At 64.6% G+C, this 25,984-nt stretch carries 25 protein-coding genes; 12 read left to right on the top strand and 13 right to left on the bottom strand.

The features are described 5' to 3' along the window. Window positions 1–32: 32 nt before the first annotated feature. Window positions 33–1,838, bottom strand: a complete 1,806-nt coding sequence (gene atzF, locus AB4Z51_RS08650; RefSeq protein WP_441497286.1) for an allophanate hydrolase — start codon at window positions 1,836–1,838, stop codon at window positions 33–35. Window positions 1,839–2,042: 204 nt separating this feature from the next. Continuing rightward, a complete protein-coding gene (locus AB4Z51_RS08645; RefSeq protein ID WP_441497285.1) occupies window positions 2,043–2,549 on the bottom strand; it encodes a MarR family winged helix-turn-helix transcriptional regulator in 507 nt (168 codons plus the stop codon). A 149-nt stretch (window positions 2,550–2,698) separates the two neighbouring features. Between AB4Z51_RS08645 and AB4Z51_RS08640 the strand changes: the two genes are divergently transcribed. Further along, window positions 2,699–4,549, top strand: coding sequence for a feruloyl-CoA synthase (locus tag AB4Z51_RS08640; RefSeq protein WP_441497284.1), 1,851 nt, complete (start codon window positions 2,699–2,701; stop codon window positions 4,547–4,549). A gap of 352 nt (window positions 4,550–4,901) precedes the next feature. On the opposite strand, the gene AB4Z51_RS08635 is transcribed toward AB4Z51_RS08640, so the two are convergent. Beyond that, the gene (locus AB4Z51_RS08635) at window positions 4,902–5,408 is read right to left on the bottom strand and encodes a MarR family winged helix-turn-helix transcriptional regulator (protein WP_208067636.1); all 507 of its coding nucleotides are present in this window, start codon (window positions 5,406–5,408) and stop codon (window positions 4,902–4,904) included. An 83-nt stretch (window positions 5,409–5,491) separates the two neighbouring features. Here AB4Z51_RS08635 and AB4Z51_RS08630 point away from each other — a divergent pair, with 83 nt between their 5' ends. Genes AB4Z51_RS08630 through AB4Z51_RS08620 form a run of 3 tightly spaced genes read left to right on the top strand, consistent with a single transcriptional unit; the run spans window position 5,492 to window position 8,300 of the window. Then, window positions 5,492–6,700: a cytochrome P450 gene (locus AB4Z51_RS08630; RefSeq protein ID WP_441497283.1), complete on the top strand. Its 1,209-nt coding sequence runs from the start codon at window positions 5,492–5,494 to the stop codon at window positions 6,698–6,700. A 12-nt stretch (window positions 6,701–6,712) separates the two neighbouring features. Next, complete coding sequence (locus AB4Z51_RS08625) at window positions 6,713–7,036, top strand: 2Fe-2S iron-sulfur cluster-binding protein (protein ID WP_441497282.1); 324 nt, start codon at window positions 6,713–6,715, stop codon at window positions 7,034–7,036. Between the two features lie 52 nt (window positions 7,037–7,088). After that, window positions 7,089–8,300, top strand: a complete 1,212-nt coding sequence (locus AB4Z51_RS08620; RefSeq protein WP_441497281.1) for an ABC transporter substrate-binding protein — start codon at window positions 7,089–7,091, stop codon at window positions 8,298–8,300. A 220-nt stretch (window positions 8,301–8,520) separates the two neighbouring features. Here AB4Z51_RS08620 and AB4Z51_RS08615 read toward each other — a convergent pair whose 3' ends face one another. Then, window positions 8,521–9,783, bottom strand: coding sequence for an NAD(P)/FAD-dependent oxidoreductase (locus AB4Z51_RS08615; RefSeq protein ID WP_071909108.1), 1,263 nt, complete (start codon window positions 9,781–9,783; stop codon window positions 8,521–8,523). A gap of 300 nt (window positions 9,784–10,083) precedes the next feature. Between AB4Z51_RS08615 and AB4Z51_RS08610 the strand changes: the two genes are divergently transcribed. Beyond that, entirely contained in the window at window positions 10,084–11,256 is a 1,173-nt protein-coding gene (locus AB4Z51_RS08610) for an ABC transporter substrate-binding protein (RefSeq protein ID WP_247312836.1), read from the top strand. Window positions 11,257–11,435: 179 nt separating this feature from the next. Here AB4Z51_RS08610 and AB4Z51_RS08605 read toward each other — a convergent pair whose 3' ends face one another. The 9 genes from AB4Z51_RS08605 to AB4Z51_RS08565 all read right to left on the bottom strand — a co-directional run bounded on the left by AB4Z51_RS08605 (window position 11,436) and on the right by AB4Z51_RS08565 (window position 20,459). Then, the gene (locus AB4Z51_RS08605; RefSeq protein WP_441497280.1) at window positions 11,436–13,307 is read right to left on the bottom strand and encodes a bifunctional sugar phosphate isomerase/epimerase/4-hydroxyphenylpyruvate dioxygenase family protein; all 1,872 of its coding nucleotides are present in this window, start codon (window positions 13,305–13,307) and stop codon (window positions 11,436–11,438) included. Further along, window positions 13,304–14,041, bottom strand: a complete 738-nt coding sequence (locus tag AB4Z51_RS08600; RefSeq protein ID WP_441497279.1) for an ABC transporter ATP-binding protein — start codon at window positions 14,039–14,041, stop codon at window positions 13,304–13,306. Before AB4Z51_RS08600 ends, AB4Z51_RS08605 begins: the two co-directional genes overlap by 4 nt. A gap of 9 nt (window positions 14,042–14,050) precedes the next feature. Next, complete coding sequence (locus AB4Z51_RS08595; RefSeq protein WP_441497278.1) at window positions 14,051–14,794, bottom strand: ABC transporter ATP-binding protein; 744 nt, start codon at window positions 14,792–14,794, stop codon at window positions 14,051–14,053. Continuing rightward, window positions 14,791–15,789, bottom strand: a complete 999-nt coding sequence (locus tag AB4Z51_RS08590; RefSeq protein WP_441497277.1) for a branched-chain amino acid ABC transporter permease — start codon at window positions 15,787–15,789, stop codon at window positions 14,791–14,793. The genes AB4Z51_RS08595 and AB4Z51_RS08590 overlap by 4 nt, the downstream gene beginning before the upstream one ends. Next, a complete protein-coding gene (locus tag AB4Z51_RS08585; protein ID WP_028148063.1) occupies window positions 15,786–16,661 on the bottom strand; it encodes a branched-chain amino acid ABC transporter permease in 876 nt (291 codons plus the stop codon). Before AB4Z51_RS08585 ends, AB4Z51_RS08590 begins: the two co-directional genes overlap by 4 nt. Window positions 16,662–16,891: 230 nt before the next feature. After that, window positions 16,892–18,022 carry an ABC transporter substrate-binding protein gene (locus AB4Z51_RS08580; RefSeq protein ID WP_063979908.1) on the bottom strand — a complete coding sequence of 377 codons (1,131 nt, stop codon included), beginning with the start codon at window positions 18,020–18,022 and terminating at the stop codon, window positions 16,892–16,894. A 49-nt stretch (window positions 18,023–18,071) separates the two neighbouring features. After that, a complete protein-coding gene (locus tag AB4Z51_RS08575) occupies window positions 18,072–18,950 on the bottom strand; it encodes a shikimate dehydrogenase (RefSeq protein ID WP_085399241.1) in 879 nt (292 codons plus the stop codon). Window positions 18,951–19,094: 144 nt separating this feature from the next. Continuing rightward, on the bottom strand, window positions 19,095–20,033 hold the full coding sequence (locus tag AB4Z51_RS08570) for a LysR family transcriptional regulator (RefSeq protein ID WP_441497276.1): 939 nt from the start codon (window positions 20,031–20,033) through the stop codon (window positions 19,095–19,097). A 249-nt stretch (window positions 20,034–20,282) separates the two neighbouring features. Continuing rightward, window positions 20,283–20,459 carry a hypothetical protein gene (locus AB4Z51_RS08565; protein WP_014491261.1) on the bottom strand — a complete coding sequence of 59 codons (177 nt, stop codon included), beginning with the start codon at window positions 20,457–20,459 and terminating at the stop codon, window positions 20,283–20,285. 165 nt (window positions 20,460–20,624) lie between these two features. Here AB4Z51_RS08565 and AB4Z51_RS08560 point away from each other — a divergent pair, with 165 nt between their 5' ends. The 7 genes from AB4Z51_RS08560 (at window position 20,625) to AB4Z51_RS08530 (ending at window position 25,961) form a co-directional block, all read left to right on the top strand. Next, window positions 20,625–21,362, top strand: a complete 738-nt coding sequence (locus AB4Z51_RS08560) for a helix-turn-helix transcriptional regulator (protein WP_063979905.1) — start codon at window positions 20,625–20,627, stop codon at window positions 21,360–21,362. Window positions 21,363–21,445: 83 nt separating this feature from the next. After that, window positions 21,446–22,105 (top strand): acyl-homoserine-lactone synthase, encoded by a 660-nt coding sequence (locus AB4Z51_RS08555; RefSeq protein ID WP_441497275.1) that lies wholly within the window; start codon window positions 21,446–21,448, stop codon window positions 22,103–22,105. Window position 22,106: 1 nt separating this feature from the next. Continuing rightward, window positions 22,107–22,325 carry a hypothetical protein gene (locus tag AB4Z51_RS08550; protein ID WP_008540920.1) on the top strand — a complete coding sequence of 73 codons (219 nt, stop codon included), beginning with the start codon at window positions 22,107–22,109 and terminating at the stop codon, window positions 22,323–22,325. A 296-nt stretch (window positions 22,326–22,621) separates the two neighbouring features. Beyond that, window positions 22,622–23,539 (top strand): branched-chain amino acid ABC transporter permease, encoded by a 918-nt coding sequence (locus tag AB4Z51_RS08545; RefSeq protein ID WP_008143427.1) that lies wholly within the window; start codon window positions 22,622–22,624, stop codon window positions 23,537–23,539. After that, a complete protein-coding gene (locus AB4Z51_RS08540) occupies window positions 23,536–24,480 on the top strand; it encodes a branched-chain amino acid ABC transporter permease (RefSeq protein ID WP_354113895.1) in 945 nt (314 codons plus the stop codon). The genes AB4Z51_RS08545 and AB4Z51_RS08540 overlap by 4 nt, the downstream gene beginning before the upstream one ends. Then, window positions 24,473–25,240, top strand: a complete 768-nt coding sequence (locus tag AB4Z51_RS08535) for an ABC transporter ATP-binding protein (RefSeq protein WP_441497274.1) — start codon at window positions 24,473–24,475, stop codon at window positions 25,238–25,240. Before AB4Z51_RS08540 ends, AB4Z51_RS08535 begins: the two co-directional genes overlap by 8 nt. Then, window positions 25,233–25,961, top strand: a complete 729-nt coding sequence (locus AB4Z51_RS08530; protein ID WP_441497273.1) for an ABC transporter ATP-binding protein — start codon at window positions 25,233–25,235, stop codon at window positions 25,959–25,961. Before AB4Z51_RS08535 ends, AB4Z51_RS08530 begins: the two co-directional genes overlap by 8 nt. The last annotated feature ends 23 nt before the right edge of the window (window positions 25,962–25,984 follow it).

Here is a 25,984-nt window from a genome sequence, read left to right as displayed (position 1 = left end):
GGGCACGCTACGCTTTGCCCACCCTACGAGACCTACGCCGTCGCGGCCTCCGCCATGAACTTCCGCCAGCCACCATACGCCGTGATGTCCCGCGCCTCGCCCAGCACCTCCGGCTCGACGAGAAACCCCTTCACACTGCGGCCATCCGCAAGCCTGATTGTGCCGATTGCCATCGGCGCGGGAATCGCATTCACGAACTTGCCGAAAGCCGACGACGACAGCGACCAGATCTCCAGCTCGATCGACGCGCCCGTGCCAGCCTCGACGCGCAGCATGCCCGGCTTCGGTGGCGTGGTCTTGAGTGCGTAGAGCTTGTAGTCGGGCGCGGTCTTGGTCGCTTCGATCAGTTGACCGTTCAATGCCTGCAATTCGCCGTTCAGTGCCATGCCGGACAGGTGCGCGCCGACGACCGCGATCGGAATCTCGTCGCTGCCGTTTGCTGCGAGCGGCGCCAGCGGTGCCTGCGCAACGCCCTTCGCGCCGACGGTCAGTTTCGTATCCGCATGGAATGCACGGCCGATGCTCGCAAGCAGCGCATCGCGCCCCGCAGGCGCGAGCAGCGTGATGCCGAACGGAATGCCATCCGCGCGCATCGATGCAGGGACCGCAAGACCACAGAGATCGAGCAGATTGACGAAATTGGTGTAGGTGCCGAGCCGACTGTTGAGCTCGATCGGATTGGCCAGCACCTGCGCCGTCGTATACGCGGTCGGCGCCGTCGGCAGCACCAGCGCGTCGATGTTCGCAAAGGTCCGCTCGGCGATCTTGCGCAAGCCCTGCAAACGGTAGAGCGCAGAGAAGGTTTCCGCAGCGGTCAGCCGCACGCCGGCGGCGGTGATCTCGCGCGTCACCGGATGAATCGAATCAGGCGCGGACGCCAGCAGATCCTTGATCACGAGATAACGCTCGGCGACCCACGGCCCCTCATAGAGCAGCCGCGCCGTCTCGTAGAACGGCTCGAGGTCGAACTCGACAAGCTCAGCGCCGAGCGCGGTCCAGCGCTTCAGCGCATCGCCGTAAGCGGCTTCCGCCTTCCTGTCGCCGAAGAAGATCAGTTGTCCGTTGCGAGGTACGCCGAGGCGCAAATTCGTGGGGGGCGGCGTGATCGCGCCCAGCGGCCGGTCACGCGAGAACGGATCGGCCTGGTCTGGACCCGCCATCACGGCGAGTGCCAGCGCGGCGTCGTCGACGGTCAATGCGAACACCGAGATGCAATCGAGCGTGCGGCAGGCCGGCACCAGGCCGGCAGTCGAGATCATGCCGAGGCTCGGCTTCAGCCCGACGATGTTGTTGAGCATCGCCGGCACCCGGCCGCTGCCGGCGGTGTCCGTGCCCAGCGACAGCGGCACCAGTCCGGCACCGACCGCGACCGCCGATCCCGAGCTCGATCCGCCGGGAATGAGATCCTCGCGGATCGAATTCTTGGGGATGCCATAAGGCGAGCGCACGCCGACGAGGCCGGTTGCGAACTGGTCGAGATTGGTCTTGCCGATGATGATCGCGCCGGCCGCGCGCAGGCGTTCCACCGCGGTCGAATCGTGCGTCGGCGTATACGAGAAGGCCGGGCAGGCCGCGGTGGTCGGAAACCCGAGCGCGTCGATATTGTCCTTGACCGCAACCGGCACGCCGTAGAGCGGCAGGCTGGTGGCATCCCTTGCGCCAAGCTTCTCGGCTTCCGCGATCGCGTCCTTCTCGTCGCGCAGGCTGATGAAGATTGCGGGATCGTTGTGATCGCGGATGCGCTGATAGGTTCGCGCGACGGTCTGCGCAGGCGTGATCGCGCCCGCGCGATGCGCGGCCACAATCGCGGCGATCGTTTCAGGCTGCTCAGCCCCCATTTCAGCCCCCATGGTGACAAAACTCCGGCAACAGGTCTTACCCGGATTGAAGCAAGCGATGTGCCATTGTGTACACAATCCGGGCAGGCGCGATGCCTCGGATATTATCGAAGGATCAGTGGCTTGTAAGATATTTCGAGGATTGTTGGGCCGTCGTGCCAGCGCCCCGATACGGGCATTTGCGCAAATATTGGGCAGCGTCGATCAGGTGAAGCCGGCGAGGATCTGGAGCAGCCGCTCCCGGTTCTCCTTGCCGATCTTCTCCACGACATGCCGCTCGTGCTCGGCAGCGAGACGCTTGAACTTCGCCAGCGCCGTCTCACCCGGTGCGGTGAGGTGCAGCGCGTGAGAGCGGCGGTCTGCCTTCGACTTGATCCGCTTCACCAGCTTGCGCTGTTCGAGGCTGTCGAGCAGATGCACCAGCCGGGCGCGCTCGATGCCGAGACGCTTCGCCACCGCCATCTGCGACAGGCCCGGATTGGCGCCGATCACCGTCAGCACGGAATACTGCGTCGGCTTGATGTCGACCTCGCCGAGCGTCTTGATGAAGTCCTGAAAGATCCAGATCTGGAAGCGCCGCACCGCATAACCGGCGTGCCCGACCAGTGCGTCGAGGCCGATCTCGTCCGCGTCGTTCGGCCGCGCCGCGCCGTTGCCGGCACGCTTGCGTGGGTAGGGGCGGGGCTCAGTTCGGGCTGCGCTGGCTGTCACGTGATCTCTCCTGCCGTGCAACCTTAGCGCCCCGAAGGCCCCCGTGGAAGATTGTTGTTGACGACAACAATTGTCGTGCCCAACAATATGGCCAAAGCGGCCCGGAACGAGGCTGTAGCCGATCCCTTGATAAGGGCGAGGAGGAAACCATGACAACCGCCGCACGCGGTGACGCTTCGAGCCTGTTCGCAACACCCAAGACCGTCGCCGAGCGTCGCGCCGACGGCAGCATCGTGCTGCGCTCGCCGGAGCCCTTGCGCGGCAGTGCCCGCTGCATCGGCGACTGGCTGGAGCATTTTGCGCGGCAGACGCCTGACACGATCTTCCTCGCCGAGCGTGACAACGCCGACACGCCCTGGGCCACCATGACCTACGCGGGCGCCCTGCGGCGGGTACGCGCAGCAGCGAGCTGGATTTTGGCGCAAGAGCTCAGCGCCGAGCATCCCGTCGTCATCCTCTCCGACAACAGCATCGACCACGCGCTGCTTGCGCTGGCCGCCCAGCATGTCGGCGTTCCCTCGGCCGCGATCTCGCCGGCCTATTCGCTGATGTCGAAAGATTTCGACAAGCTCAAGAGCATGATCGCGCTGCTCGAGCCGGGCGTCATCTATGTCTCTGCAACCAAGCCATTCGCTGCCGCACTCGCCGCGATCAAGCCGCTGCACGAGGCGCAGATCATCAGTGGCAATGCTGGCGATGCCGATGCGCTGGCCTTCCGTGACATCGCGGCGACGCCCGAAACGGGCGACGTCGCAAAAGCCTTCGCCGCGGTGACACCGGACACGATCGCAAAATTCCTGTTCACCTCGGGCTCGACCGGCACGCCGAAAGCCGTCATCAACACCCAGCGCATGCTGACCTCGAGCCAGCAGGCCAAGGCGCAAACTTGGACGTTCCTGGAGCAGGCTGCCAGCGATCTCGTCATTCTCGATTGGCTGCCCTGGAGCCATACCTTCGGCGCCAACCACAATTTCAACCTCGTGCTGCGCAACGGCGGGTCGCTCTATATCGACGGCGGCAAGCCCGCGCCCGGTCTCTTCGCAACGTCACTCGCCAATCTGAAGAGCGTGATGCCGACGGTCTATTTCAACGTGCCGCGCGGCTTCGACATGCTGATCGCAGCGCTGCGCGGCGACGAGGAGCTGCGCCGCCGCTTCTTCGGCGAAGTGAAATTCGCCTTCTATGCCGGCGCCGCGCTGCCGCAGAACCTCTGGGACGCGCTCGAACAGCTTTCGGTGGAGACTGTTGGTCGTCCGCTGCCGATGGTGTCGGCCTGGGGCTCGACCGAGACGTCACCGCTCGCGACCGACTGTCATTTTCTCGCGGAGCGCTCGGGCAATATCGGCGTGCCCATTCCCGGGACGGAACTGAAGCTCGTCACGTCCGGCGACAAGCTGGAGGTGCGCGTGCGCGGCCCCAATGTCACGCCGGGTTACTGGAAGGCGCCGGAGCTGACGAAGCAGGCTTTCGACGACGAGGGCTTTTATCTCATTGGCGATGCCGTGAAGCTTGCCGATGCGAACAGGCCGGAGCGCGGGTTGTTTTTCGATGGTCGTGTTGCGGAAGACTTCAAGCTCAATTCCGGCACCTGGGTCAGCGTCGGCACGCTGCGCGTCGCCGGCATCGCGGCACTCGCGCCGCTGGCGCAGGATATCGTCGTCGTCGGCCATGGCGGCGACGAGGTGCGCTTCCTGGTCTTCCCGAACATGGCCGCGTGCCGTGCCCATGCCGGCTTGCCCGAGACGGCAGGCGTCAACGATGTGCTTGGCGATGAGAGGGTCAGGGCTGCGATCGCGCAGGGCCTGGCGAAGCTGAAGCAGCAGGGCACCAACTCCTCCGGCCACGCGACGCGCGCGCTGCTGCTCGCCGAGCCGCCGTCGGTTGACGGAGGAGAGATCACCGACAAGGGTTACATCAACCAGCGCGCCGTGCTGACGCGGCGTACCGATGCGGTGGCGCGGGTGCATGATGATGCGTCGGGTGAGTGGATCGGTCTGTAGCCACTGGCAGATCAAGTCGGAGTGAGGCCACGCTCTGTCCACATCGTCATTGCGAGCGCAGCGAGCAATCCAGAATCTTTCCCCGGTGGGGCTCTGGATTGCTTCGCTGCGCTTGCAATGACGGGGATGGGTCGAGCAGCTCGCAAAATACGCCAGCCATTCTGCCGCAATATCCTGCATGATTCTTTTTGTTGCTTAAGCAACTAATTTATGCGAACCGTTCCAGACAAGGATGACGGCGGGGGAACCGCTGCGCCTGATCCTGGAGGAAACGATGCTCGGCAGAGAGGGTGCCGCGGGCAAATGCCGGCGTATGCCTGAAGGCGGCGATGCCGCGCGCTTCACGCGCGCGTCAGGTGGTGCTGCTGCCGGTCACTGCGCCGAGATTTTCGTGCAGCCGGCGCAGCAGATCGATCAGCACCTCGCGCTCGTCCTTGCTCAGGCAGGACAACAGCCGCCGCTCGCGATCGAACGCCGCGACGATCACCTTGTCATGGGTGGCGCGGCCCTTCGCCGTCAGCGAGATCGAATGGGTGCGGCCATCGTTCGGGTCGGTTCGAATCGAGACCAGTCCGCGCTTCTCCAGCCCCGCGAGCGTCCGGCTCACCGGCCCCTTGTCAAAACCGATGACGTGGCAGATCCGCGAGGCGGGAATGCCGGGCTCGATCGCCAGCAGCGACATGATCCGCCATTCGGTGACGTTGACGCCGAACTCGCGCTGGTAGAACGCGGTGGCGCTGTTCGAGAGCTTGTTGGCGATGAAGGTGATGAAAGCCGGGACATAACGGTCGAGATCGAGCGTCGGCCCGGTTTCGGCGGGTGCGGGCCTTTGGCGGGCTCTGGTCGAAGACGGCGGCATATCGGTCTTTTGTCTCGCGGCGTGTCCGAAGACCTAAGGGCAAGCGCGGCCCTTTCACAAGATCAAAATGAGGGAGGACTCCAATGAGCGCACCTGGCTCCGCCGTATCAGGCGTCCCGCATCTCGACGTCGATCCCTTCGACATCAATTTTTTCGCCGACCCCTATCCCACGCACGAGCTGCTGCGGGAGGCAGGTCCGGTCGTCTATCTCGACAAGTGGAACGTCTACGGCGTGGCACGCTATGCCGAGGTCCACGCCGTGCTGAACGATCCCGCGACGTTCTGCTCCAGCCGCGGCGTCGGCCTCTCCGATTTCAAGAAGGAGACGCCGTGGCGGCCGCCGAGCCTGATCCTCGAGGCCGATCCGCCCGCGCATACGCGGACCCGCGCCGTGCTCTCGAAGGTGCTGTCGCCGACCGTGATGAAGCAGGTGCGCGACCGCTTTGCCGCGGCGGCCGAGGAGCGGGTGGACGCGCTGATCGAAAGGCGCAGCTTCGACGCGATCGCCGACCTCGCCGAGGCCTATCCGCTCTCGATCTTCCCGGATGCGCTCGGGCTGAAATCCGAGGGGCGCGAGCATCTGATTCCCTACGCGAGCGTCGTGTTCAACGCATTCGGGCCGCCCAACGAGCTGCGCCGGCAGGCGATTGCGCGTTCGACGCCCCATCAAGCCTATGTTGCCGAGCAGTGCCAGCGCGAGAACCTTGCGCCCGGCGGCTTCGGCGCCTGCATTCATGCCCAGGTCGACGAGGGCGCGATCACGGCCACCGAAGCGCCACTGCTGGTGCGCTCGCTGCTGTCGGCTGGTCTCGACACCACTGTCAACGGCATCGGCGCGGCCGTCTATTGCCTCGCGCGCTTCCCCGAACAATGGCAGCGCCTGCGCGGCGATTTCACGCTCGCGCGGAGCGCCTTCGAGGAAGCGGTTCGTTTCGAAAGCCCGGTGCAGACCTTCTTCCGCACCACCACACGTGAGGTCGAGCTGTCAGGTGCGACGATCGGCGAAGGTGAGAAGGTGCTGATGTTCCTTGCCGCCGCCAATCGCGATCCGCGCCGCTGGGACAAGCCCGACAGCTACGACATCACGCGCCGCTCGTCCGGCCATGTCGGCTTCGGCTCCGGCATCCACATGTGCGTCGGCCAGCTCGTCGCGCGCCTCGAAGGCGAAGTGATGCTGACGGCGCTGGCGCGGCGTATCGCGAAGATCGAGATCACGGGCGAGCCGAAACGCCGCTTCAACAACACGCTGCGCGGGCTCGACAGCCTGCCTGTCACCATCACCCCGGCCTGACGAGGAGCCTTGATGCCCGCCATCACTTTCATCCATGCCGACGGCAAGTCCGATCGTGTCGAAACTTCAGGCGACGAAAGCGCCATGCAGGCCGCGACCCGCCATGGTCTCGACGGCATCCTGGCCGAGTGCGGTGGCAATGCCATGTGTGCGACCTGCCACGTCTATATCGACGCAGCCTGGCTCGCGCGCCTGCCGGCGATGGCTGATGACGAAGACGCGCTGCTCGACGGCACCGCCGCCGAGCGGTTGCCGAACAGCCGGCTGGCCTGTCAGATCATGATCACGCCCGTGCTCGACGGACTGGTGCTGAGATTGCCGGAACGGCAGGTCTGAATTCCAGAACATTCCGGCGGCGACCGGCGCGACACACAAAGGGGAGGGAACGATGAAACACCTGAAATGGACGCTCGCGCTGGCGGCGAGCCTGATGAGCGGCGCGGCAAGCGCCGAGATCTCCGACAATGTCGTGCGCATCGGCGTGCTCAACGACATCTCGGGCATCTTCCAGGACACCAACGGCATGGGCTCGGTCGAGGCCGCGCGCATGGCGGCCGAGGATTTCAATGGCGGCGGCAAGAACATCAAGGTCGAGATCGTCTATGCCGACCACCAGAACAAAGCCGATGTCGGCAACGCGATCGCGCGCAAATGGCTCGATGTCGAGGGTGTCGATGCCATCGTCGACGTGCCGAATTCGGCCGTCGGCCTCTCCATCAACACGCTGCTGCGCGACAGCCGCATGACCTTCCTGGCGTCGTCCACGGCGAGCTCGGATCTCACCGGCAAGGCCTGCTCGCCCAATACGATCCAATGGGTCAACGATGCCTGGGCGACCGGCAACACCACCGCGGCGGCGATGATGGCGCGCGGCGGCAAGGACTGGTATTTCCTCACGGTCGACTATGCGCTTGGCAAGGGCATCGAGGCGGAGGCGCAGAAATACATCGAGGCGCATGGCGGCAAGGTGCTTGGCTCCTCGAAACATCCGCTCGGCACCTCCGACTTCGCCTCCTTCCTGTTGCAGGCGCAGGGCTCGAAAGCGCAGGTGGTCGGCCTCGCCAATGCCGGCGGCGACACCATCAACGCGGTGAAGCAGGCTGCCGAGTTCGGCATCCAGCAAGGCGGGCAGAAGCTCGTCGCCTTCCTGCTCTTCATCAACGACGTCCATGGCATGGGTATCAAGGTCGCCCAGGGCCTCCAGCTCATGGAAGCGTTTTACTGGGACATGAACGACGACACCCGCGCGTTTGCAAAACGCTTCGCCGCGCGGCCCGGCATGAACGGCAAGATGCCGAGCGGCAACCAGGCCGGTGTCTATGCCTCGACGCTCGCTTATCTGAACGCGGTCGCCGCGACCGGCAGCGACAATGCGAAGGACGCCGTGCCCGAGATGAAGAAGTTCAGGGGTAAGGACAAGCTGTTCGGCGACACCACGATCCGCCAGGACGGCCGCGTCGTGCATCCCATGTATCTGTTCGAGGTGAAGAAGCCGGAGGAGTCGAAATATCCGTACGACTACTACAAGCTGGTCTCGACGATCCCAGCGGACCAGGCGTTCCGGCCGCTCGCGGAGGGCGGATGTGAGTTGGTGAAGTAAAAAATAGCTACGAGCGCTGCTGCACCCTCGCCCCTTGTGGGAGAGGGTGGCTTCGCGAAGCGAAGCCGGGTGAGGGGTCTCTCTCCTCACGAATGGTCGTGCGAGTGGAGAGAACCCCTCATCCGGCGCCATAACCGAAGCTTTGCTTCGGCGTTCTTGAGAACGGCGGCCGAGGGCCGCCTATGCCACCTTCTCCCACAAGGGGAGAAGGAAGAAAGAGCTACGCCACCTTGCTACTCCCCTGCGTGATCAACCTCGCCGCGCGCTGGTCGCGGGCGTAGATCCAGAGCCAGCTCAGGGCGACGCTGAGGCGGTGGCGCAGGCCGATCAGGAAGTAGATGTGGGCAATGCCCCAGATCCACCATGCGATGGTGCCGCGCAGTTTGACCTTGCCGAAATCGATCACGGCGAGCCGCTTGCCGATCTGTGCGAGGCTACCGGAGTGCTTGTAACGGAATGCACCTTTGTTCTCGCCACGCAGGCGCGCCTTGATGGTCTCGGCGACGTGCCGGCCCTGCTGCTTGGCGGCCGGCGCGATGCCGGGCACCGGCTTCCCCTCCCAGGCGTTGATCACAACAGTGTCGCCGATCGCAAAGATTTCGGGATGACCAGGTATCGTCAGATCGTCTTGGACCTCCACGCGCCCGGCGCGATCGCTTGGTGCGCCCAGCCATTCGGCGGCGGGCGAAGCGCGCACGCCGGCGGCCCAGATCCGCGTCTTTGCTTCGAGCAGCTTGCCGCCGAACACGACGCCCTCACGGTTGATCTCGGTGACGGCCTGGCCCAGCACGACCTCGACGCCGATCTTTTCCAGCGACGCTTGCGCATAGGCCGAGAGATCATCGGGGAAGCCCGCGAGCACGCGCGGTCCGGCCTCGATCAGCACCACGCGTGCCTTGTGGGTGTCGATGTTGCGGAAGTCGGCGGGGAGCGTGTGGTGCGCCATTTCGGCGATGGTGCCGGCGAGCTCGACGCCGGTGGGGCCGGCGCCGACGATGACGAAGGTCAGCCGCGCCGCGCGTTTGGCCGGATCGGTCTCGCGCTCGGCGCGCTCGAATGCCACCAGGATGTGACGGCGCAGCGTGGTCGCGTCTTCCAGCGTCTTCAGGCCGGGGGCGAACTGCTCCCACTCGTCATGGCCGAAATAGGCGTGGCGCGCGCCGGTGGCGAGCACCAGCGTGTCGTAGGGCACCTCGCTGCCGTCGTCGATCAGCACGCAGCGCCGGTCGGCATCGACGCCGCTCACCGTCGCAAACAGGGTCGTCACCTCGCGCCGGTCGCGCATCAGATGCCGGACCGGCCAGGCGATTTCGCTGGTCGCGAGCGAGGCGGTCGCGACCTGGTAGAGCAGCGGCTGGAACAGATGATGGTTGCGGCGGTCGATCAGCGTGATCTCGACCGGCGCGCCCGCAAGCCGGTAGGTCGCCTCCAGCCCGCCGAAGCCGGCTCCGACGATGACGACGCGGTGGGGATTTGCGGCCATGATAACACCCTCGAATCTCGCTGCTGCTCTCCTTCATGTAAGTGCGCATTGGGCGCCGTAGTCCAATAGCCGTCATCAATCGCGGCATAGGCTGGGCGTATCGTCATCCCGCGAAAAAGCGCCGCAGCCTTGGTCGAAGTGAGTAGAATTATATTTCTTGCCATCCTCGATTGGGGCGAAATATGGTGCAGGGGCGGGCGCTGAGCCATTGGCGGCGCGACAGATTTTACGTTCAATAGAGACGACCCGGGGGCGGCGATCACCCCGTTTCCGGGATCAATAATAAGGAGGGGAGTGGTTATGAGGACGGCATTCTGGCTGGCGGGCGCAGCGGCGCTGGTGCTGGCAAATCAGGCTTTCGCCGGCGACACCATCAAGATCGGCTTCGTTTCGACCTTCAGCGGCCCGACCGCCGTGATCGGCAACGACATGCGCAATTCCTTCGAGCTCGCGCTCGACCACATCGGCCGCAAGATGGACGGCAAGCCGGTCGAGGTGATCTACGAGGACGACGGGCAGAAGCCCGATGTCGGCAAGCAGAAGACCGAGAAGCTGGTGCAGTCCGACAAGGTCGATTTCATCGTCGGCTACATCTGGTCGAACGTGCTCCTGGCCTCGCTCAAGACCGCGGTGGATTCGCAGACTTTCCTGATCTCGGCCAATGCCGGTCCGTCGCAGCTCGCCGGCGAACTGTGCTCGCCTTACGTGTTCTCGACCTCCTGGCAGAACGACCAGACGCCCGCCGCCATGGGCCTCTACATGAACCAGAAGGGCGTCAAGAGCGTGTTCCTGATCGGGCCGAACTACGCGGCCGGCAAGGACATGCTCGCGGGCCTGAAGAGCACGTTCAAGGGTGAGGTCAAGGGCGAGGAGTACACGGTCTGGCCGAGCCAGCTCGACTTCTCCGCCGAACTCTCCAAGGCGCGCGCCTCGGGCGCCGAGTCGATCTTCGTGTTCTATCCCGGTGCGGCCGGCGTGCAGTTCCTCAATCAATATGCGCAGGCCGGCCTGAAGAGCACGATGCCGCTCTATACCGCCTTCACGGTCGACGAGCTGTCGCTGCCGCTCCAGAAGGAGAACGCGCTTGGCGTGCCCGGCGCGCAGGAATGGGTCAACGACCTCCCAAACGAGCAGAACAAGCGCTTCGTCGCCGACTACCGCAAGAAGTACACCAACCTGCGCCCGACCTACTACGGCGCCCAGGCCTATGACGCCGCCCAGCTCATCAACAGCGCGGTGGTCGCGGTGAAGGGCGACACCAGCAAGAAGGACGCGATGAAGGCCGAGATGGAGAAGGCCAACTTCAAGTCGCTGCGCGGCCCGTTCAAATACGGCAAGAACCACATCCCGGTGCAGAGCTTCTATCTCCAGGACGTGGTCAAGGACGGCGAAGGCCAGCTCTCGCTGAAGACGGTCGCGACGATCGTGGAGAACGACCAGGATCGATTCCACGACAAGTGTGCGATGAAGTGAGGCTGATTTAGCCACAAGCACGGTGCGCTCCCTTCTCCCCTTGTGGGAGAAGGTGGCGCGAAGCGCCGGATGAGGGGTCGGCTCCGCAAAGCAACTTCTATCGAGTCTGCGGAGAGATACCCCTCACCCGCCTCGCTTCGCGAGGCACCCTCTCCCACAAGGGGAGAGGGGAAACAGACCTACACCCGCGGCATGTTCGCGGGCCTTACCTCGCGGGCCTGCGCCGCAAGCCTGATCCCGGCATTGGCTGCGCCGAAGCCCTGATAATCCCTTCGCTCCACGATTTCGAAGAAGAAGCGCTCGTCGAAGATGTGGGTGTAGACCTGGAAGAACTCGCCGTCGCCCTCACGGTCGTAGAGGATGTGGTTGGCGCGCAGCTGCGCCATCAGGTCGGGCGCGAGGTCATATTTGGCTTCGATGTCGTCGTAGTAATTATCAGGGATATCCAGGAAATCCGCGCCACGCTTGCGCATCGCGGCGACCGTCGCAAAAATGTCCCGGCAGGAGAACGCGACGTGCTGCACGCCCGAGCCGAAGAACTCCGAGATGAAGCGCGCCGGCAGGGTACGGTTGGCGGATGAGCCGTTGAGCACGAAGCGCAGGCTCTGGTCGGCGTTGACGACGGCCTGGCTCTGCACGAGGCCACGCGGATCGGCGATTTCCATCTGCGGCAGCCGCTTCAGGTCGAGGATGCCGGTGTAGAACAGCAGCCAGGACAGCATCTCGTCATAGGGCATCGACTGCGCGATGTGATCGACGGCGAGCAGGGCGTCGGCGTTCGCGTCACTTGCGACCGGCTCGAAATCGGTATCCCAGTTCTTGCCGGCCTGGTCGAGGAAATAGAGCAGGCTACCGCCGACGCCATGGATCGCGGGAATCTCCAGCTCGCCCGGCCCGACCGGCTGGTAGAAGGTGCGCGTCTTCAGCGCTTCGGCGCGCTGCATGGCAAGACCGGCATTGTCGACGTCGAGCGCAATCGCGCAGACGCCGGGGCCGTGCGTGACGTAATGCGAATGCGCAAAGCCGTCGGTCTCACAATTGATCACGAGCTCGACCTTGCCCTGCGACCAGCGCTCCACGGCCTTGCTGCGATGCTTGCCGGTTTTGCGAAAGCCGAGCTGCGCGAACAGGCGGGCGAGGTCGACCGCCTTGGTCTCGTTGACGGCAAACTCGATGAAGCCGGTGCCATGGCTCCTGGCCTTCGGCGCCAGCGGCTCGCTGACAAGCTTCGGCCAATCAGGTGCGAGCTGGTCTTCCAGCAGGATGAGCGAACGCAGGCCGTCGACCGCGGTCTGCGCGGACGAGCCGGCGCGGAACTGGTCGTTGAAGATTTCGAGCGAAAGCGGCCCGGCATAGCCGGTCGCCGCGATGGCCTGCATGAATTCACCGACCGGGAGGTCGCCCTGACCGGGGAAGGAGCGGAAGTGCCGGCTCCACGAGAGGATGTCGAGCTCGAGCTTCGGCGCGTCGGCGAGCTGCACCAGAAAGATCTTGTCGCCGGGGATCGAGGCCATGGCGCGAACCGGAAAGCCGGGCGCGAGTGCATGAAAGCTGTCGAGGATGACGCCGATCGCGGGATGATCGGCGCRGCGTACGATCTCCCAGGCGTCGCGGTAGTCGTTGACATGGCGGCCCCAGGCCAGCGCCTCATAGCCGACGCGCAAGCCGCGCTTGGCCGCGCGCTCGCCGAGCTCGCGAAAATCGTCCGCGGCGCGATCGATGCCGCCGAGCGAGGCGGGCGAGACGTTGGAGCAGATCAGCAGCAGGTCGGTGCCGAGCTCCTGCATCAGATCGAACTTTCGCTCGGCGCGGGCAAAGTTGCGCGTCCGCTGCGGCTCCGGCATGCCCTCGAAATCGCGGAACGGCTGGAATGCGCAAATCTCGAGATTGAGGTCCTTGCACAGCTGCGCCACCTCGCGCGGGCCCGAGCCGAACGACAGCAGATCGTTCTCGAAGATCTCGACCGAGTCGAACCCGGCTGATGCGATGGCGCGGAGCTTTTCGTCCAGGCTGCCTGAGAGCGAGACGGTCGCGATCGAACGCTTGTTCATGCTGCGTTGTCCTCCATGGCGCCGCCGAGAAAGAGCTGGCCGATGCGCGGATCGTTCAGAATTCGCTTCGCGCCATCGACCATGCGGGTCTGGCCGAGCTCGAGCACGATGCCGATGTCGGAAATCTCCAGCGCCGAGCGCGCGTTCTGCTCGATCATCAGGATGGTGACGCCGCGGTCGCGCAAGCCTTTCAGGATGTCGAAGGTCTGCTGCACCATCAGCGGCGACAGGCCGATCGAGGGCTCGTCGATCAGCACTAGCTTGGGCTCGAGCAGCAGTGAGCGCGCGATCTCGAGCTGCTTCTGCTCGCCGCCGGAGAGCGTGGAGGCCTGCTGCACCGACTTGCGGCGCAGCGCGGGAAACAGGTCGAGCGCGGCCTCGATCCGTGCGGGCAGGTCGATGCCCTTGCCGGCCGAGACGCCGCCGAGCTCGATATTGTGGCGCACCGACAGCTCGGGAAAGATGTTGCGGCCCTGCGGCACGTAGCAGATGCCGGCATTGAGCAGCGCGCGCTGGCTCAAATTGGTGACGTCGCGGCCGGCAAAGGTGATCTTGCCTTCGCGCAGCTTCAACAGGCCGAAGATCGCCTTGAACACGGTCGACTTGCCGGCACCGTTGGGGCCGATGATCGTGGTGATGGTCGCCTGCGGCACGGCGAATGTCGTGCCGTTCAGGATCGTCATCTTGCCGTAGCCGCCGACGAGATTGTGAACCGAGAGGATCGGGTCGCTCATGATGGCTTCCTAATGTCCGAGATAGGCTTCGATCACGGCGGGATTTTTCCGCACTTCGTCCGGCCGCCCCATCGCCAGCACCTTGCCCTCCGCCATGACCATCACGCGCGAGCACAGGGACATCACGAATTCCATGTTGTGCTCGATCACGACGAAGGTCGCGTTCTTCTCGCGGTTGATCGCGACCAGGCGATCCTTCAGGTCCGACAGCATCGACGGGTTGACGCCGCCGGCGGGCTCGTCGAGCAGGACGAGGCGTGGCCCGCCCATGAAGGCCATCGCGGCATCGAGCAGTTTTTGCTGGCCATAGGAGAGCCCGCCGGCCGGCTCGTCGGCGAGATGGTCGAGCTTGAAGAAGCCGATCATCTGGTTGGCCGCCTCAGTCAGCCCGGCATCGGAACGGCCGACCAGGCGCGAGGCCATGCTGCCCTGGTGCTCCTGCCCCGCGAGGATCAGGTTCTCGCGCACCGAGAGCTTTGGGAAGACCTGCAAGAGCTGGAAGGTGCGGCTGACCCCAAGCTTGTTGAGCTCGGCAGGACGCAGGCCCGTGACCACCTTGCCGTCGAGCTTGACCTCGCCGCCTGATGGTGTGAGCTGGCCGAGGATGCAGTTGAACAGGGTCGACTTGCCGCAGCCGTTCGGGCCGATCAGGCCGAGGATCTCGCCCTCGCGGACGTCGAATGAGACGCCATCGACCGCGCTGATGCCGCCGAAATTCTTCTTGATGCCGGTGACTTCCAGGACCGCGCTCATTGCACCGTCTCCAGCCGGGACTTTGCCACGGCGCGCAGCGCGGAGGCCGCCTTGGTGCGGCGCTCGGCGAGATAGCGATCGAGAATCCCCAGAATGCCGGTCGGCGACCAGATCAAGAGCAGCATCACCGCGACCGCGTAGAGCATCAGATAATACCCTTCCGTGAAGCGCAGCCATTCCGGCAACAGCACCGCGATCATCGCGCCGAGGAACGGGCCGAAATAGAAGCCGGCACCGCCGACGATCACCATCATCAAGAGGTCGAGCGAGAGCGACAGGTTGAACGGCACGGGATCGATATATTGTGTCAGCGGCGCATAGAGCGCGCCGGCGACGCCGCCGAGCGCCGAGCCGATCGCGAACGCCATCAGCGTATAGCGCCTTGTGTCGACGCCGAGCGACTGCGCGCGCAGCGGATTTTCGCGCAATGCCATGAAGGCGCGGCCCCAGGGCGAGCGGATCAGCCACCACACCGCCAGCGACACGACCGCAAGCGAGCCGAGGCAGACATAGTAGAACGGTAGCGGCTTGCTGGTCGCGATGCCGAAGATGTGCGGCCGCGGAATGTTGGAGATGCCGTAGATGCCGCCGGTGAGCCAGCTTTCGTTGCGGAACACCAGGAAGGCGAGGGTGGAGAAGGCGAGGGTGACGAAGGCGAGGTAATGGTGCTGCACGCGCAGAGCGGGATAGCCGAGCACCCAGCCGACCGCGAAGCTCAAGGCAATCGCGACTACGATCGCCGCCGGCAGCGGCCAGCCATGGGTGGTCATGATCGCGGCCGCATAGGCGCCGATGCCGACGAAGGCGCCTTGCGCCAGCGAGACCTGGCCGGCATAGCCGAGCGTCAAATTGAGCCCCATCGCGGCGATGCTCATCACCGCCCACTGGCTCAGGATGAACAGGCCGTAGCGGTTGAAGTTCATGGGGACGATGATCAGGCCGGCAATGACGATGAGGCCGAGCGCGATCTTCAACGGTTTGGCGAAGCCGCTCATACGGTGCGCTCCTCGGCGCGGCCGAGCAAGCCCTGCGGCCGGAACAGGATGACGGCGATCAGGAAGATCATCGGCACGGCGGCGCGGTACTGCGTCGAGACATAGGCGGCTGCGAGATTGTCGAGCACGCCGATCAGGAGGCCGCCGGCGATGGCGCCGCGCACCTGGTTGAAGCCGCCGACGATCGCGGCGATGAAGGCGGCTTGGCCGAGCACCTCGCCGGAGGAGAATTTTGCGAGATAGATCGGCGTGATCAAAAGCGACGCCAGCGCGACCAGGAAGGCGTTGATCAGGAACGTCAGCAGGATCATGCGCTCGACCGGCACGCCGATGATGCGCGCCACCGTCGGGTTCTGCGCCGCCGCCTGCATCTGGTGGCCGAGCGAGGTGCGGTTGAGAAGGCTCGTCAGGCCGAAGACGGCAAGAATGGCGAGGACGAGGACGCCGATGCTTTGCAGCGAGACGGCATGTCCGAGAATGGAGATATCACCGGTCGGCACGATCGAGGGGAAGGGCGAGGCCTCCGCGCTGAAGAACTGCTTCACGGCCTCCTTGATGCCGATCGCGAGCGCCATCGTCGCGATCGCCAGCGGCAGCACGCCATGGCGCATCATCGGATCGACCAGGAGCATCTTGAAGGCGAGGCCCAGCAGGATCATCGAGAGCAGGATGCCGAGGATGATCGCGAGCCAGAACGGCGCGCCGGCATGCATCGCCGCCAGCATCAGGAACGCCGGCAGCATCACGAACTCGCCTTGCGCGAAATTGATGGTCTGCGAGGTCTGCCACAGCAGCGTGAAGCCGACCGCGACCAGCGCATAGATCGCGCCGGTGGCAAGTCCCGCGACCAGAAGATCGAACAGATTGGACATTTTCCCCTCTCGTGTCCCTCGCCCAGCTCTGTCGTCTCCCTCGCCCCGTTCTTACGAGGAGAGGGCGGGGTGAGGGGCTCTATCCGCGAACCCATCTCTCACCGTCCTTGCAGAATCACCCCTCACCCCAACCCTCTCCCCGCGAAGAGCGGGGCGAGGGAGAAGAGAGGCCCCCGCATCCGCCTTCGCTGAAGCTTCGGCGGGACGGGCGCGGGGAGAGGCGAAGATCGTCACTTCACCTTGGGCAGTACCTGCTTCACCACCTGCTTGCCTTCGACCACCTCGACCAGAAAGCTCTGCCGGTCGATGTCGCCGGTCTCGCTGAAGGTGACGTCCATCAGAATGCCCGGCTCGTCCGCGGCCTTGATGGTCAGGCCGTGCAGCGTGTCGGCGAACGCCTTGCTGTCGACCTTCCCCATCTTCTCGGTGGTGGCTTTCACCATGTAGACGGCGAGATAGCCCTTCAGGCCGTTATGGTCGGGCACGTAATTGTACTTCTTGGCGAACTTGTCGCGGAACGCCTTGATCAGGTCGACCGGCGCGTCCGTGGTGAGGCCGACATGGCCGCGCGCGCCGTTGGCGGCATCGCCGGCGAGCTCGATCACCTTCTGGCCGATCAGCGTGGTCTCGCCCATCAGCGGCGCGGTGACGCCCTGGCGTTTCAGCTCTTTCAGGATGCGCGCGCTCTCTTCTTCATTCAGGTAGACGAACACGGCGTCGGGATTGGCGGCCTTGATCTTACCGACGTCGGCGGCGAAGTCGGCTTGTCCCGCTTCAGTCGAGAGATCGGCGACCACCTTGGAACCAAGCCGGTCGAGTTCCTTCACGACGACGTCGCGTCCGCCACGGCCGAAGTCGTTGTTGACCCAGACCACCGCGACCGTCTTCGCCTTCATGTCGTCGTGGATGTACTTTGCGACCTTCGGCATCGACGATTGCTGGCCGAACGAGGTGCGGAACAGGAACTTGTTGCCGGCTTGCGTCAGCTCGGCGGCTTCGCCGCCCATGATCTGAGCGATGCCGGCCTCGGCCGCGAGCGGCGCCGTCACCTTGACCGAGCCGGAATAGCCGGGCCCGAGCAGCACATAGGGCTCGGCGTCGAGCGCCTTCTGCACCTGGGCGCGGGCAACGCCGGGGTTGGACTGCGAATCGGCATGGGTGACCTCCAGCTTGCGTCCGAGCACGCCGCCCTTGGCGTTGATCTCCTCGATCGCGAGGTCGATGCCGTTCTTCCAGTTGGTGCCGACGGTGGCGCCGCCGCCCGAGAGCTCGGCGACGTCGGCGAGCTTGATCGCCTGCGCATGGACGCTGGTTGCAGTCGCGAAGGCAAGCAAGGCGCCTGCCACTAGGGTCGATTTCATGGTCACTCTTCGTTGATGCTGTCCGCGGCCTTGTGTCCGGCCGCTTCGGTTACGCGGCGTGGTAGGCCGCGCTTCGTGCCGCCATCACCTCGTCAAATGCCTCTCCCATGACCTCGGTCGATGGGGCAAGGCCGGTGAACAATTCGAAGGCGTCAGCGGCCTGGTAGATCGCGAGCTCCCGCCCGGTCATGATCCGCGCGCCCTTGGCCTGTGCCGCCGCCAGCAGCGGCGTGATCAGCGGCGAATAGACGGCGTCCGCGACCCACATTTTCTCGTGCAGCAAGGCCGCCGGGACCGGCATGCCCCGGTTCGGCAGCATGCCGACCGGCGTGCCGTTGACGAGGCCGGTTGCGCCATCGAGCGCGTCCTCGACGCTTTTCGCCACCGTGGCGCCGCCGTGCCTGGCAAGCAATGAAGCGAGCTTTTCGGCGCGCGCCGTCTCGCTGTCGAAAATGCGGAGGCCGGAGACCTTCAGGCTCGCCAGCGCAAAGGCGATTGCCTTGCCGACGCCGCCCGTTCCGATCACGGCGACTGCATTTGCGGACGGTGCCAGCAGCGGCGCGACCGCGCGCGCAAACCCGGTCGTGTCGGTGTTGTGGCCGATCAGCCGGCCGTCCTTGACGACGACGGTGTTGACCGCGCCCATGGCGGCCGCGCCCGGCGCCAGCTCGTCGAGCAGCGGGACCACCGCTTCCTTGTAAGGGTAAGTCACGTTGACGCCGGCAAAGCCGAGCCGCCGTACGCCCTCGAGCATCATGCGGAGCCCGGCCGCATCGGCGCCGGCGACCTCGATGAGCTGGTAGTGACCGCGCAGGCCAAGCGCCTCGGCGGCCCGCTCGTGCATGGCAGGGGAGGCGGAATGCGCGATCGGCGCCCCGATCAGGCCGGTGAGAAGCTTCTTGCTGGCGGCGTATCCGCGCTTGGACATGGTTGGCTATCGTCTCGTTGGGAGCGTTGGGTCCTGGCCATTAGCGGGGAAATCCGCACAATTCCAAGGGGGCTACCAGTTGCGACGATAGCCTTTCCCGTGCCTAACACAATTACCCATTTATTGGGCAAACCTAACATAATGTTATTTCTTCCGCCCGCGTGCCGGGGCCGCCATGCCCTCGGTGCGGGACGGCTCCACCGCGCGCATCTCGGCGCGCAGGGACTCGATGAAATACTCGACATGGAGCGACAGCGGCGCGCCGCGCTTCACCGCGATATAGGTCTCGAACCGCGTCGGCTCGGTGATCTTCAACAGCTCGATTCCCGGATAGCCGCCATGGGCCACCGTGAACTGGTCGATGATGGCGATGCCGAGCCCGGCCTTCACCAGCGCGCACACCGTGGTGCCGAAGCGCGCGCGGATCGTGATGTTGTAGTCGAGCCGGTGGCGCGCAAAGATCCCGGCCATGATCCGGCCGTAGGGATCGTTGGGATCGATGCCGATCAGCGGATAGCGGGTGATCTCGGCCGCCGAGACCTGCTTGCGGCCGGCAAGCTCGTGACCCGGCGGCACGATGCAATAGAGCTCACCCGAGGCGAGCGGCATGAAGTCGAGCCCGGAATGGTCGAGCCGATAGCTCATCGCCACACATTCGCCGCGGCCGAGCAGGAGGTAGTCGATGGCCTCCTCGAGCTTGAGGATGTTGATGTCAATGCCGAGATCGGGGTAGCGGCGCCGGACGCGCTCGATCGCGCGCGGCACCATCACCTGGGAGATGCTCGGCACCGAGCCGATGCGCAATTCCGACAAACCGCCGCGGCCGATCTTGGAGATGAGCTCGGAGAGGTCGTCGACCTTCTTGTAGACGCCGTTGATCTGCTCAAAGATGTTCTCGGCTTCCGGCGTCGGGAAATAGCGCCCGTTCTGGCGCTGGAAGAAGCGAATGCCGAGCGTGCGCTCGGTGTATTTGACCAGCCGGCTGATCCCCGGCGCCGACACGTTGAGCAGCTTCGCCGCGCCGCCGATGGTACCCGTCACCATCACGGCACGGATCACTTCAACCTGGCGCAGCGTCATCATGTCGTGGGCATCCCAAAGAGGATCGTGGTGGCGATCATCTCACGAGAGCCGTGATGTCATCCAGCGGCAAGTGTGCGACGGAGCGGGCGGCGCTTCACCCTCCCCCTCCAGGGGAGGGTAAGAGCGCAGCTCGCTCACCGGCAACAATTGCTGATTAACTTCGCAGTCAGAATGTTTCGGCCAAAATCGGCACGTTCGAATGGAAGGGCGCCGCTCGCGCAGAACGTACGCCTCACCTGTAACCGCGTTCTAGCTCGCCGGGCTCTCGGGCGACGCGCTGCCGGGCCGCTCCGCGCGTTCGCGCTGCAGCACTTCGCGCGCGTACTCGATGATCTTCTGCTTGTTTGCCGTTTCGCGGACGGCGAAAAACACGCGGTTGAGTTCCAGGCCGAGCACGCTGTTGAGGGCGATGTCCTCGTCTTCCATCGTGATTTTCCCGCTTCAGACGCCATAGGTGTAACTTGACGTCACTTCCTCCACAAGTAGATTAAATCTCGGGTGCAGACGACGGCCGGTAAACTACGGAAGCAGCGAATTGAGGCAGCTCCCAAATACGTGCTATACCGACGGCGAGGCTCAGGAAACGCACCGATGTCCGCCGTAGACGCCGTAGATTATGGCCGGGAAGCGCTCGACTTCATCGAAGGCCTGGGGACCTATCGCAAGGTACCGGACGCCATGAATGCGCTTGAGGCGGCGTTCGGTCGCTTCGGCTTCGAGACCATCATCGTGACGGGGTTGCCGAATCCCGATCAGCGGTTCGCGCAGATGGTGCTCGCCAAGCGCTGGCCGGCAGGATGGTTCAATCTCTACACCCAGAACAATTACGACCGCGTCGACCCCGTGGTGCGGCTGTGCCGGCAATCGGTCAATCCGTTCGAGTGGTCGGAAGCGCCCTATGATGCCGAGCTCGAGCCGAGCGCGGCCGAGGTGATGAACCGCGCCGGCGATTTTCGCATGTCGCGCGGCTTCATCGTGCCGATCCACGGGCTCACCGGCTACGAGGCGGCGGTGTCGCTCGGCGGCGTCCATCTCGACCTCAATCCCCGCAGCAAGCCGGCACTGCACCTGATGGCAATGTATGGCTTCGACCATATTCGCCGCCTGCTGGATCCGGCGCCGCATCTGTCGACGCGTCTCACCCCGCGCGAGCGCGAGGTGATCGCCTGGGCCTCGCAGGGCAAGTCGGCCTGGGAGATCGGCGAGATCCTGCACATCACGCAGCGCACCGCAGAAGAGCATCTTGCAACCGCCGCGCGCAAGCTCGGTGCCGTCAACCGTACGCATGCGGTTGCACTGGCGATTCGCAACAAGCTCATCAATCCCTAAGCGACGTACTGGGAAATTTCCCAATATCGAACCTGCCTCTTTTCGCAGAGGCTGCCCCTCATTCCGGCTGAATGGGGGTTTTCATGATTYACGCAATTTCTTCGGTCAATCGCCACCTTTACGAAGACGTACTCGAGCAGCACTTCCGACTACGCCACGACATCTTCGTCGAGGAGCGGCACTGGGAGACGCTGCGCCGGCCTGATTGCCGCGAGGTCGATTCCTACGACGACGAGGACACGGTCTATCTGCTTGCGCTGGAAGGCCGGCGCGTCGTCGGCGGTCACCGGCTCTACCCCACCACCAAACCCTCGATGATGAGCGAGGTCTTCCCGCATCTGGCATCGGTTCGCGGCTGCCCTGCGAATCCGCTGGTCTGGGAATGGTCGCGCTACTTTGTCGTGCGCGATCGCCGCGACGGCACTCTCAACCTGCAACTGATGGCAGCGGTGCAGGAGTTCTGCCTCGATCAGGGAATCGCGCAGGTCAGCGCGATCATGGAGACCTGGTGGCTGCCGCGCTTCCATGAGGCCGGCTTCGTCGTGACCCCGCTTGGTCTGCCGGAGCTGGTGGAGAACGCCTGGACCATGGCGGCGACCATCGACATTCGCCGCGAGACCCTCGATGCCCTGCATGATCGCATCGGCATGGATTCGATCGTACAACAGGACGGCCCGCGTCTGGACGCCGTCGCCCGTGCCAACCTCTGCGGCCTTGCTGCCGCGCAACGAAAGAGCGCCTGAAATGTCGAACATGATGCGGGACAGCCAGATCATGGCGCAGACCAAAGACGAGAATCTCGGCTACATGTCCGACATGGCGCTCGAGCTGGCGCAGATGGCGGAAGACACCGGATTGGCAACGCTCGCCTATCTGTTCCGGATGGCGGCGCTGGAAGCCTCGACGGCGAACAGCGTGCTGGCCGAGCCGGATGATCTCCCCCGGCAGATGACGTCGCACTAGACGCCTTCTCCGACTTCCGTCGACCTTCGCGCCCTCTCCCAGGCATGCCTGGGGGAGGGCGATCGTTTGGGTGCGGCAGGTTGACCCATCCTGCGCGGCAGCCTTCTTGCAAGGCCAATTTCGATCGCATGCACCGGCATGCAACAAAGTGCATGTCTGGTGTTGAATCGCTCTTGCCTCGGAACGATACTGCCATTACCCATTTTTCCGCCTTGAAGAGGCAGGGGGAGCTCTTTCACTGATGGCGACCGAGTTCGAACATCGGCGCGACACCGCGTGCGCCTGAAAGAGTTTTGATGCTGCTCGTCGTCGAACAGTTCTTGAACGGATTGCAGTTCGGCCTGCTCCTGTTCCTGCTCGCCGCCGGCCTGACGCTGGTGTTCGGGATCATGGATCTCGTCAACCTCGCGCACGGCTCGCTCTACATGATGGGCGCCTATTTCGCCGCGACCTTTGCGGCCTGGACCGGCAGCTTCCTGCTCGGTGCGCTGCTGGCGTTAGGTGCGACTTTGGTGCTCGGCATCGTGCTGGAGATGTCGGCACTGCGGCATCTGTACGGGCGCGACCATCTCGACCACGTGCTCGCGACCTTCGGCCTGATCCTGTTCTTCAATGAAGCCGTGCGGCTGATCTGGGGTCCGGCCGGGCTTGCGCTGCCGCTGCCGGCCTGGCTCACGGTGCCGGTGCCGATCCTGCCCGGCATCCACTATCCCGCCTATCGTCTCGCCATCATCGTGGTGGCGCTGCTGGTCGCGCTGCTGCTCTATCTCGGCGTGATGCGCACCCGCATCGGCATGCTGATCCGCGCCGGCGCCTCCAACCGCGAGATGATCGGCGCGCTCGGCATCAACATCAAGCTGCTCTACACGCTGGTGTTCGGCCTGGGCGCCGCGCTCGCCGGCCTCGCCGGCCTGATGCAGGCGCCGATCCTCACCGTGCAGATCGGCATGGGCGAGAACATCCTGATCCTCGCTTTCGTCATCATCGTGATCGGCGGCATCGGCTCGATCCGCGGCGCGTTCCTCGCCGCGATCTTCGTCGGCATGATCGACACGCTCGGCCGCGCCTTCCTGCCCAACCTGTTGCGGCAGGTGCTGAGCGGCGCTGCCGCCTCCACCGCCGCGCCCGCGCTATCGTCCATGCTGATCTATCTGCTGATGGCGATCGTGCTGGTGGTGCGCCCGGAGGGGCTGTTTCCGGCCAACCGTCGATGAAGGCTTTCACTGTGAGCAAGGCCGTCACGGCCCTGATGCTGGCGGGCCTCGTGCTGCTGCCGCTCTATTCGCAGCTGTCCGGCAACATCTTCATCCTGACGCTGTTTACCCGCATCGTCATCCTGGCGCTGGCGGCCGCGAGCCTCAACCTCATCATGGGTTTTGGCGGCATGATGAGCTTCGGCCACGCCGCCTATCTCGGCATCGGCGGCTACGCGGTCGGCATGCTCGCGCAGGAAGGCGTCGGCTCCGGCTTCATCCAGTTCCCGGTCGCGCTCGCAGCTTCCGCGATCTATGCACTGGTGATCGGCGCGCTCTCGCTGCGCACGCGTGGCGTCTACTTCATCATGATCACGCTGGCCTTCGCGCAGATGGCCTATTACGTCGCCTCGGGCCTCGCGCGTTACGGCGGCGATGACGGTCTCACCGTCTACAAGCGCAGCGACTTCTCCGGCCTGATCAACCTGTCGAACCGCACGCAATTCTATTATCTCTGCCTCGCCTGCCTGTTCGCCGTGGTCGTCCTGATCTGGCGCATCGCCAATTCGCGCTTCGGCCTCGTCTTGCAGGGCCTGCGCTCCAACGAGCAGCGGATGCAGGCGATCGGCTTTCCGGCAAAACGCTACCAGCTCGTCTGCTTCGTCATCTCCGGTATGATGTGCGGCCTTGCCGGCGCACTGCTCGCCAACAACACCGATTTCATCAGCCCGGCCGTGATGTACTGGACCCGCTCCGGCGACCTCATGGTGATGGTGATCCTGGGGGGCATGGGCACGCTGTTCGGCCCGGTGATGGGCGCGGTGGTGTTTTTGCTGCTGGAAGAATTCCTGTCGCAGATCACCGAATACTGGGCGCTGATCATGGGCCCGCTCTTGCTGCTGATCGTGCTGTTCGGCCGCGGCGGTATCATGGGCCTGCTCGGGAGGCTCAATCGTGGCTGAACCGCTGCTCCGCGTCGAAAAACTGGTGCGCCGTTTCGGCGGCATCGTTGCGACGGACAACGTCTCGCTCGACGTAGCTAGCGGCGAGCTGCACGCCATCATCGGCCCGAACGGTGCCGGCAAGACCACGCTGATCAGCCAGCTCACCGGGCACCTCGAACCGCATTCCGGCAGCGTCTCGCTCGGCGGCCGCGACATCACCTATCTGCCGGCCTATCGCCGCTGCGCGCTGGGGCTGGCACGCTCGTTCCAGATCACCTCGCTGCTGCTCGACTTCACCGCCGCCGACAATGTCGCGCTGGCGGCGCAGGCGCATGCAGGCCACTCGTTCCGCTTCTTCGCCAATGCGCGCAAGGAGAAGGGCCTGCGCGATGCCGCCCATGCCGCGCTCGACCGCGTCGGGCTCGGCCATCGCGCCGATGTCCTGGTGTCCAGGCTCAGCCATGGCGAGCGCCGCCAGATCGAGCTCGCGGTCGCGCTCGCGAGCAAGCCGAAGCTGCTGCTGCTGGACGAGCCGATGGCGGGTCTTGGCGTCACCGAATCCCAGCGCATGGTGCTACTGCTTCAGGAGCTGCGGAAGGAAGTCTCGATCGTGCTGGTCGAGCACGATATGCCGGCGGTATTCGCGCTCGCCGACCGCATCTCGGTGCTGGTCTATGGCCGCGTCATCGCCTCCGGTGATCCAGCCGCGATCCGCGCCAATGAGGACGTCAAGCGCGCCTATCTCGGCGACCAGCATGTGGTGACGCACCATGTCTGAAAAGGCGATGGCTGACACGCTGCTCGACGTCGACGGCATCGAGACCTGCTACGGCCTCTCCCAGGTGCTGTTCGGCCTGTCGCTGTCGATCAAGCCGGGCGAGATGGTCTCGCTGATGGGCCGCAACGGCATGGGCAAGACCACGACGATCCGCTCCATCATGGGCCTGACACCGGCACGATCAGGCACGATTCGCTTTGCGGGCGCCGAGGTGCGGCAGCTGCCGTCCTATCGAATTGCAAAACTCGGCGTCGGTCTCGTTCCTGAGGGGCGCCAGATCTTCCCGAACCTCACCGTGCGCGAAAACCTGGTGGCGGCCGCGGCCGATCGCTTCGCTAGCCCCAATCCCTGGACGCTCGCCGCGATCTACGTGATGTTTCCGCGCCTCGCCGAGCGTGCCTCCAACATGGGCAACCAGCTCTCCGGCGGCGAGCAGCAGATGCTCGCGATCGGCCGCGCGCTGATGACGAATCCGAAACTGCTGATCTTGGACGAAGCGACCGAAGGCCTTGCGCCGCTGATCCGCGAAGAGATCTGGAATTGCCTGTCGCTGCTGAAGAGCCGGGGACAGTCGATCCTGGTCGTCGACAAGAACGTCGACCACCTCGCCCGCATCTGCGACCGCCACTACATCATCGAGCGCGGCAAGACGGTGTGGAGCGGCACGTCCGTCGAGCTGATGGCGGAGCCGGATCTGCAGCATAAATATCTGGGTATCTAACGCGCTCCTGGATCTGGTTGCCG

Source organism: Bradyrhizobium sp. 2TAF36 (genome assembly GCF_052114925.1).
GTDB lineage: Bacteria > Pseudomonadota > Alphaproteobacteria > Rhizobiales > Xanthobacteraceae > Bradyrhizobium > Bradyrhizobium barranii.
The sequence above is the reverse complement of the archived record's forward strand: the minus strand, read 5'-3'. Positions and strand labels throughout refer to the sequence as shown.

What these genes read in the sequence shown, in the direction of transcription:
- atzF (WP_441497286.1), bottom strand. Translation starts at nt 1,838, where the DNA reads ATGGGGGCTGAGCAGCCTGAAACGATCGCCGCGATTGTGGCCGCGCAT.
- AB4Z51_RS08640 (WP_441497284.1), top strand. Translation starts at nt 2,699, where the DNA reads ATGACAACCGCCGCACGCGGTGACGCTTCGAGCCTGTTCGCAACACCC.
- AB4Z51_RS08635 (WP_208067636.1), bottom strand. Translation starts at nt 5,408, where the DNA reads ATGCCGCCGTCTTCGACCAGAGCCCGCCAAAGGCCCGCACCCGCCGAA.
- AB4Z51_RS08630 (WP_441497283.1), top strand. Translation starts at nt 5,492, where the DNA reads ATGAGCGCACCTGGCTCCGCCGTATCAGGCGTCCCGCATCTCGACGTC.
- AB4Z51_RS08625 (WP_441497282.1), top strand. Translation starts at nt 6,713, where the DNA reads ATGCCCGCCATCACTTTCATCCATGCCGACGGCAAGTCCGATCGTGTC.
- AB4Z51_RS08620 (WP_441497281.1), top strand. Translation starts at nt 7,089, where the DNA reads ATGAAACACCTGAAATGGACGCTCGCGCTGGCGGCGAGCCTGATGAGC.
- AB4Z51_RS08615 (WP_071909108.1), bottom strand. Translation starts at nt 9,783, where the DNA reads ATGGCCGCAAATCCCCACCGCGTCGTCATCGTCGGAGCCGGCTTCGGC.
- AB4Z51_RS08610 (WP_247312836.1), top strand. Translation starts at nt 10,084, where the DNA reads ATGAGGACGGCATTCTGGCTGGCGGGCGCAGCGGCGCTGGTGCTGGCA.
- AB4Z51_RS08600 (WP_441497279.1), bottom strand. Translation starts at nt 14,041, where the DNA reads ATGAGCGACCCGATCCTCTCGGTTCACAATCTCGTCGGCGGCTACGGC.
- AB4Z51_RS08595 (WP_441497278.1), bottom strand. Translation starts at nt 14,794, where the DNA reads ATGAGCGCGGTCCTGGAAGTCACCGGCATCAAGAAGAATTTCGGCGGC.
- AB4Z51_RS08590 (WP_441497277.1), bottom strand. Translation starts at nt 15,789, where the DNA reads ATGAGCGGCTTCGCCAAACCGTTGAAGATCGCGCTCGGCCTCATCGTC.
- AB4Z51_RS08585 (WP_028148063.1), bottom strand. Translation starts at nt 16,661, where the DNA reads ATGTCCAATCTGTTCGATCTTCTGGTCGCGGGACTTGCCACCGGCGCG.
- AB4Z51_RS08580 (WP_063979908.1), bottom strand. Translation starts at nt 18,022, where the DNA reads ATGAAATCGACCCTAGTGGCAGGCGCCTTGCTTGCCTTCGCGACTGCA.
- AB4Z51_RS08575 (WP_085399241.1), bottom strand. Translation starts at nt 18,950, where the DNA reads ATGTCCAAGCGCGGATACGCCGCCAGCAAGAAGCTTCTCACCGGCCTG.
- AB4Z51_RS08570 (WP_441497276.1), bottom strand. Translation starts at nt 20,033, where the DNA reads ATGATGACGCTGCGCCAGGTTGAAGTGATCCGTGCCGTGATGGTGACG.
- AB4Z51_RS08565 (WP_014491261.1), bottom strand. Translation starts at nt 20,459, where the DNA reads ATGGAAGACGAGGACATCGCCCTCAACAGCGTGCTCGGCCTGGAACTC.
- AB4Z51_RS08560 (WP_063979905.1), top strand. Translation starts at nt 20,625, where the DNA reads ATGTCCGCCGTAGACGCCGTAGATTATGGCCGGGAAGCGCTCGACTTC.
- AB4Z51_RS08550 (WP_008540920.1), top strand. Translation starts at nt 22,107, where the DNA reads ATGTCGAACATGATGCGGGACAGCCAGATCATGGCGCAGACCAAAGAC.
- AB4Z51_RS08545 (WP_008143427.1), top strand. Translation starts at nt 22,622, where the DNA reads ATGCTGCTCGTCGTCGAACAGTTCTTGAACGGATTGCAGTTCGGCCTG.
- AB4Z51_RS08540 (WP_354113895.1), top strand. Translation starts at nt 23,536, where the DNA reads ATGAAGGCTTTCACTGTGAGCAAGGCCGTCACGGCCCTGATGCTGGCG.
- AB4Z51_RS08530 (WP_441497273.1), top strand. Translation starts at nt 25,233, where the DNA reads ATGTCTGAAAAGGCGATGGCTGACACGCTGCTCGACGTCGACGGCATC.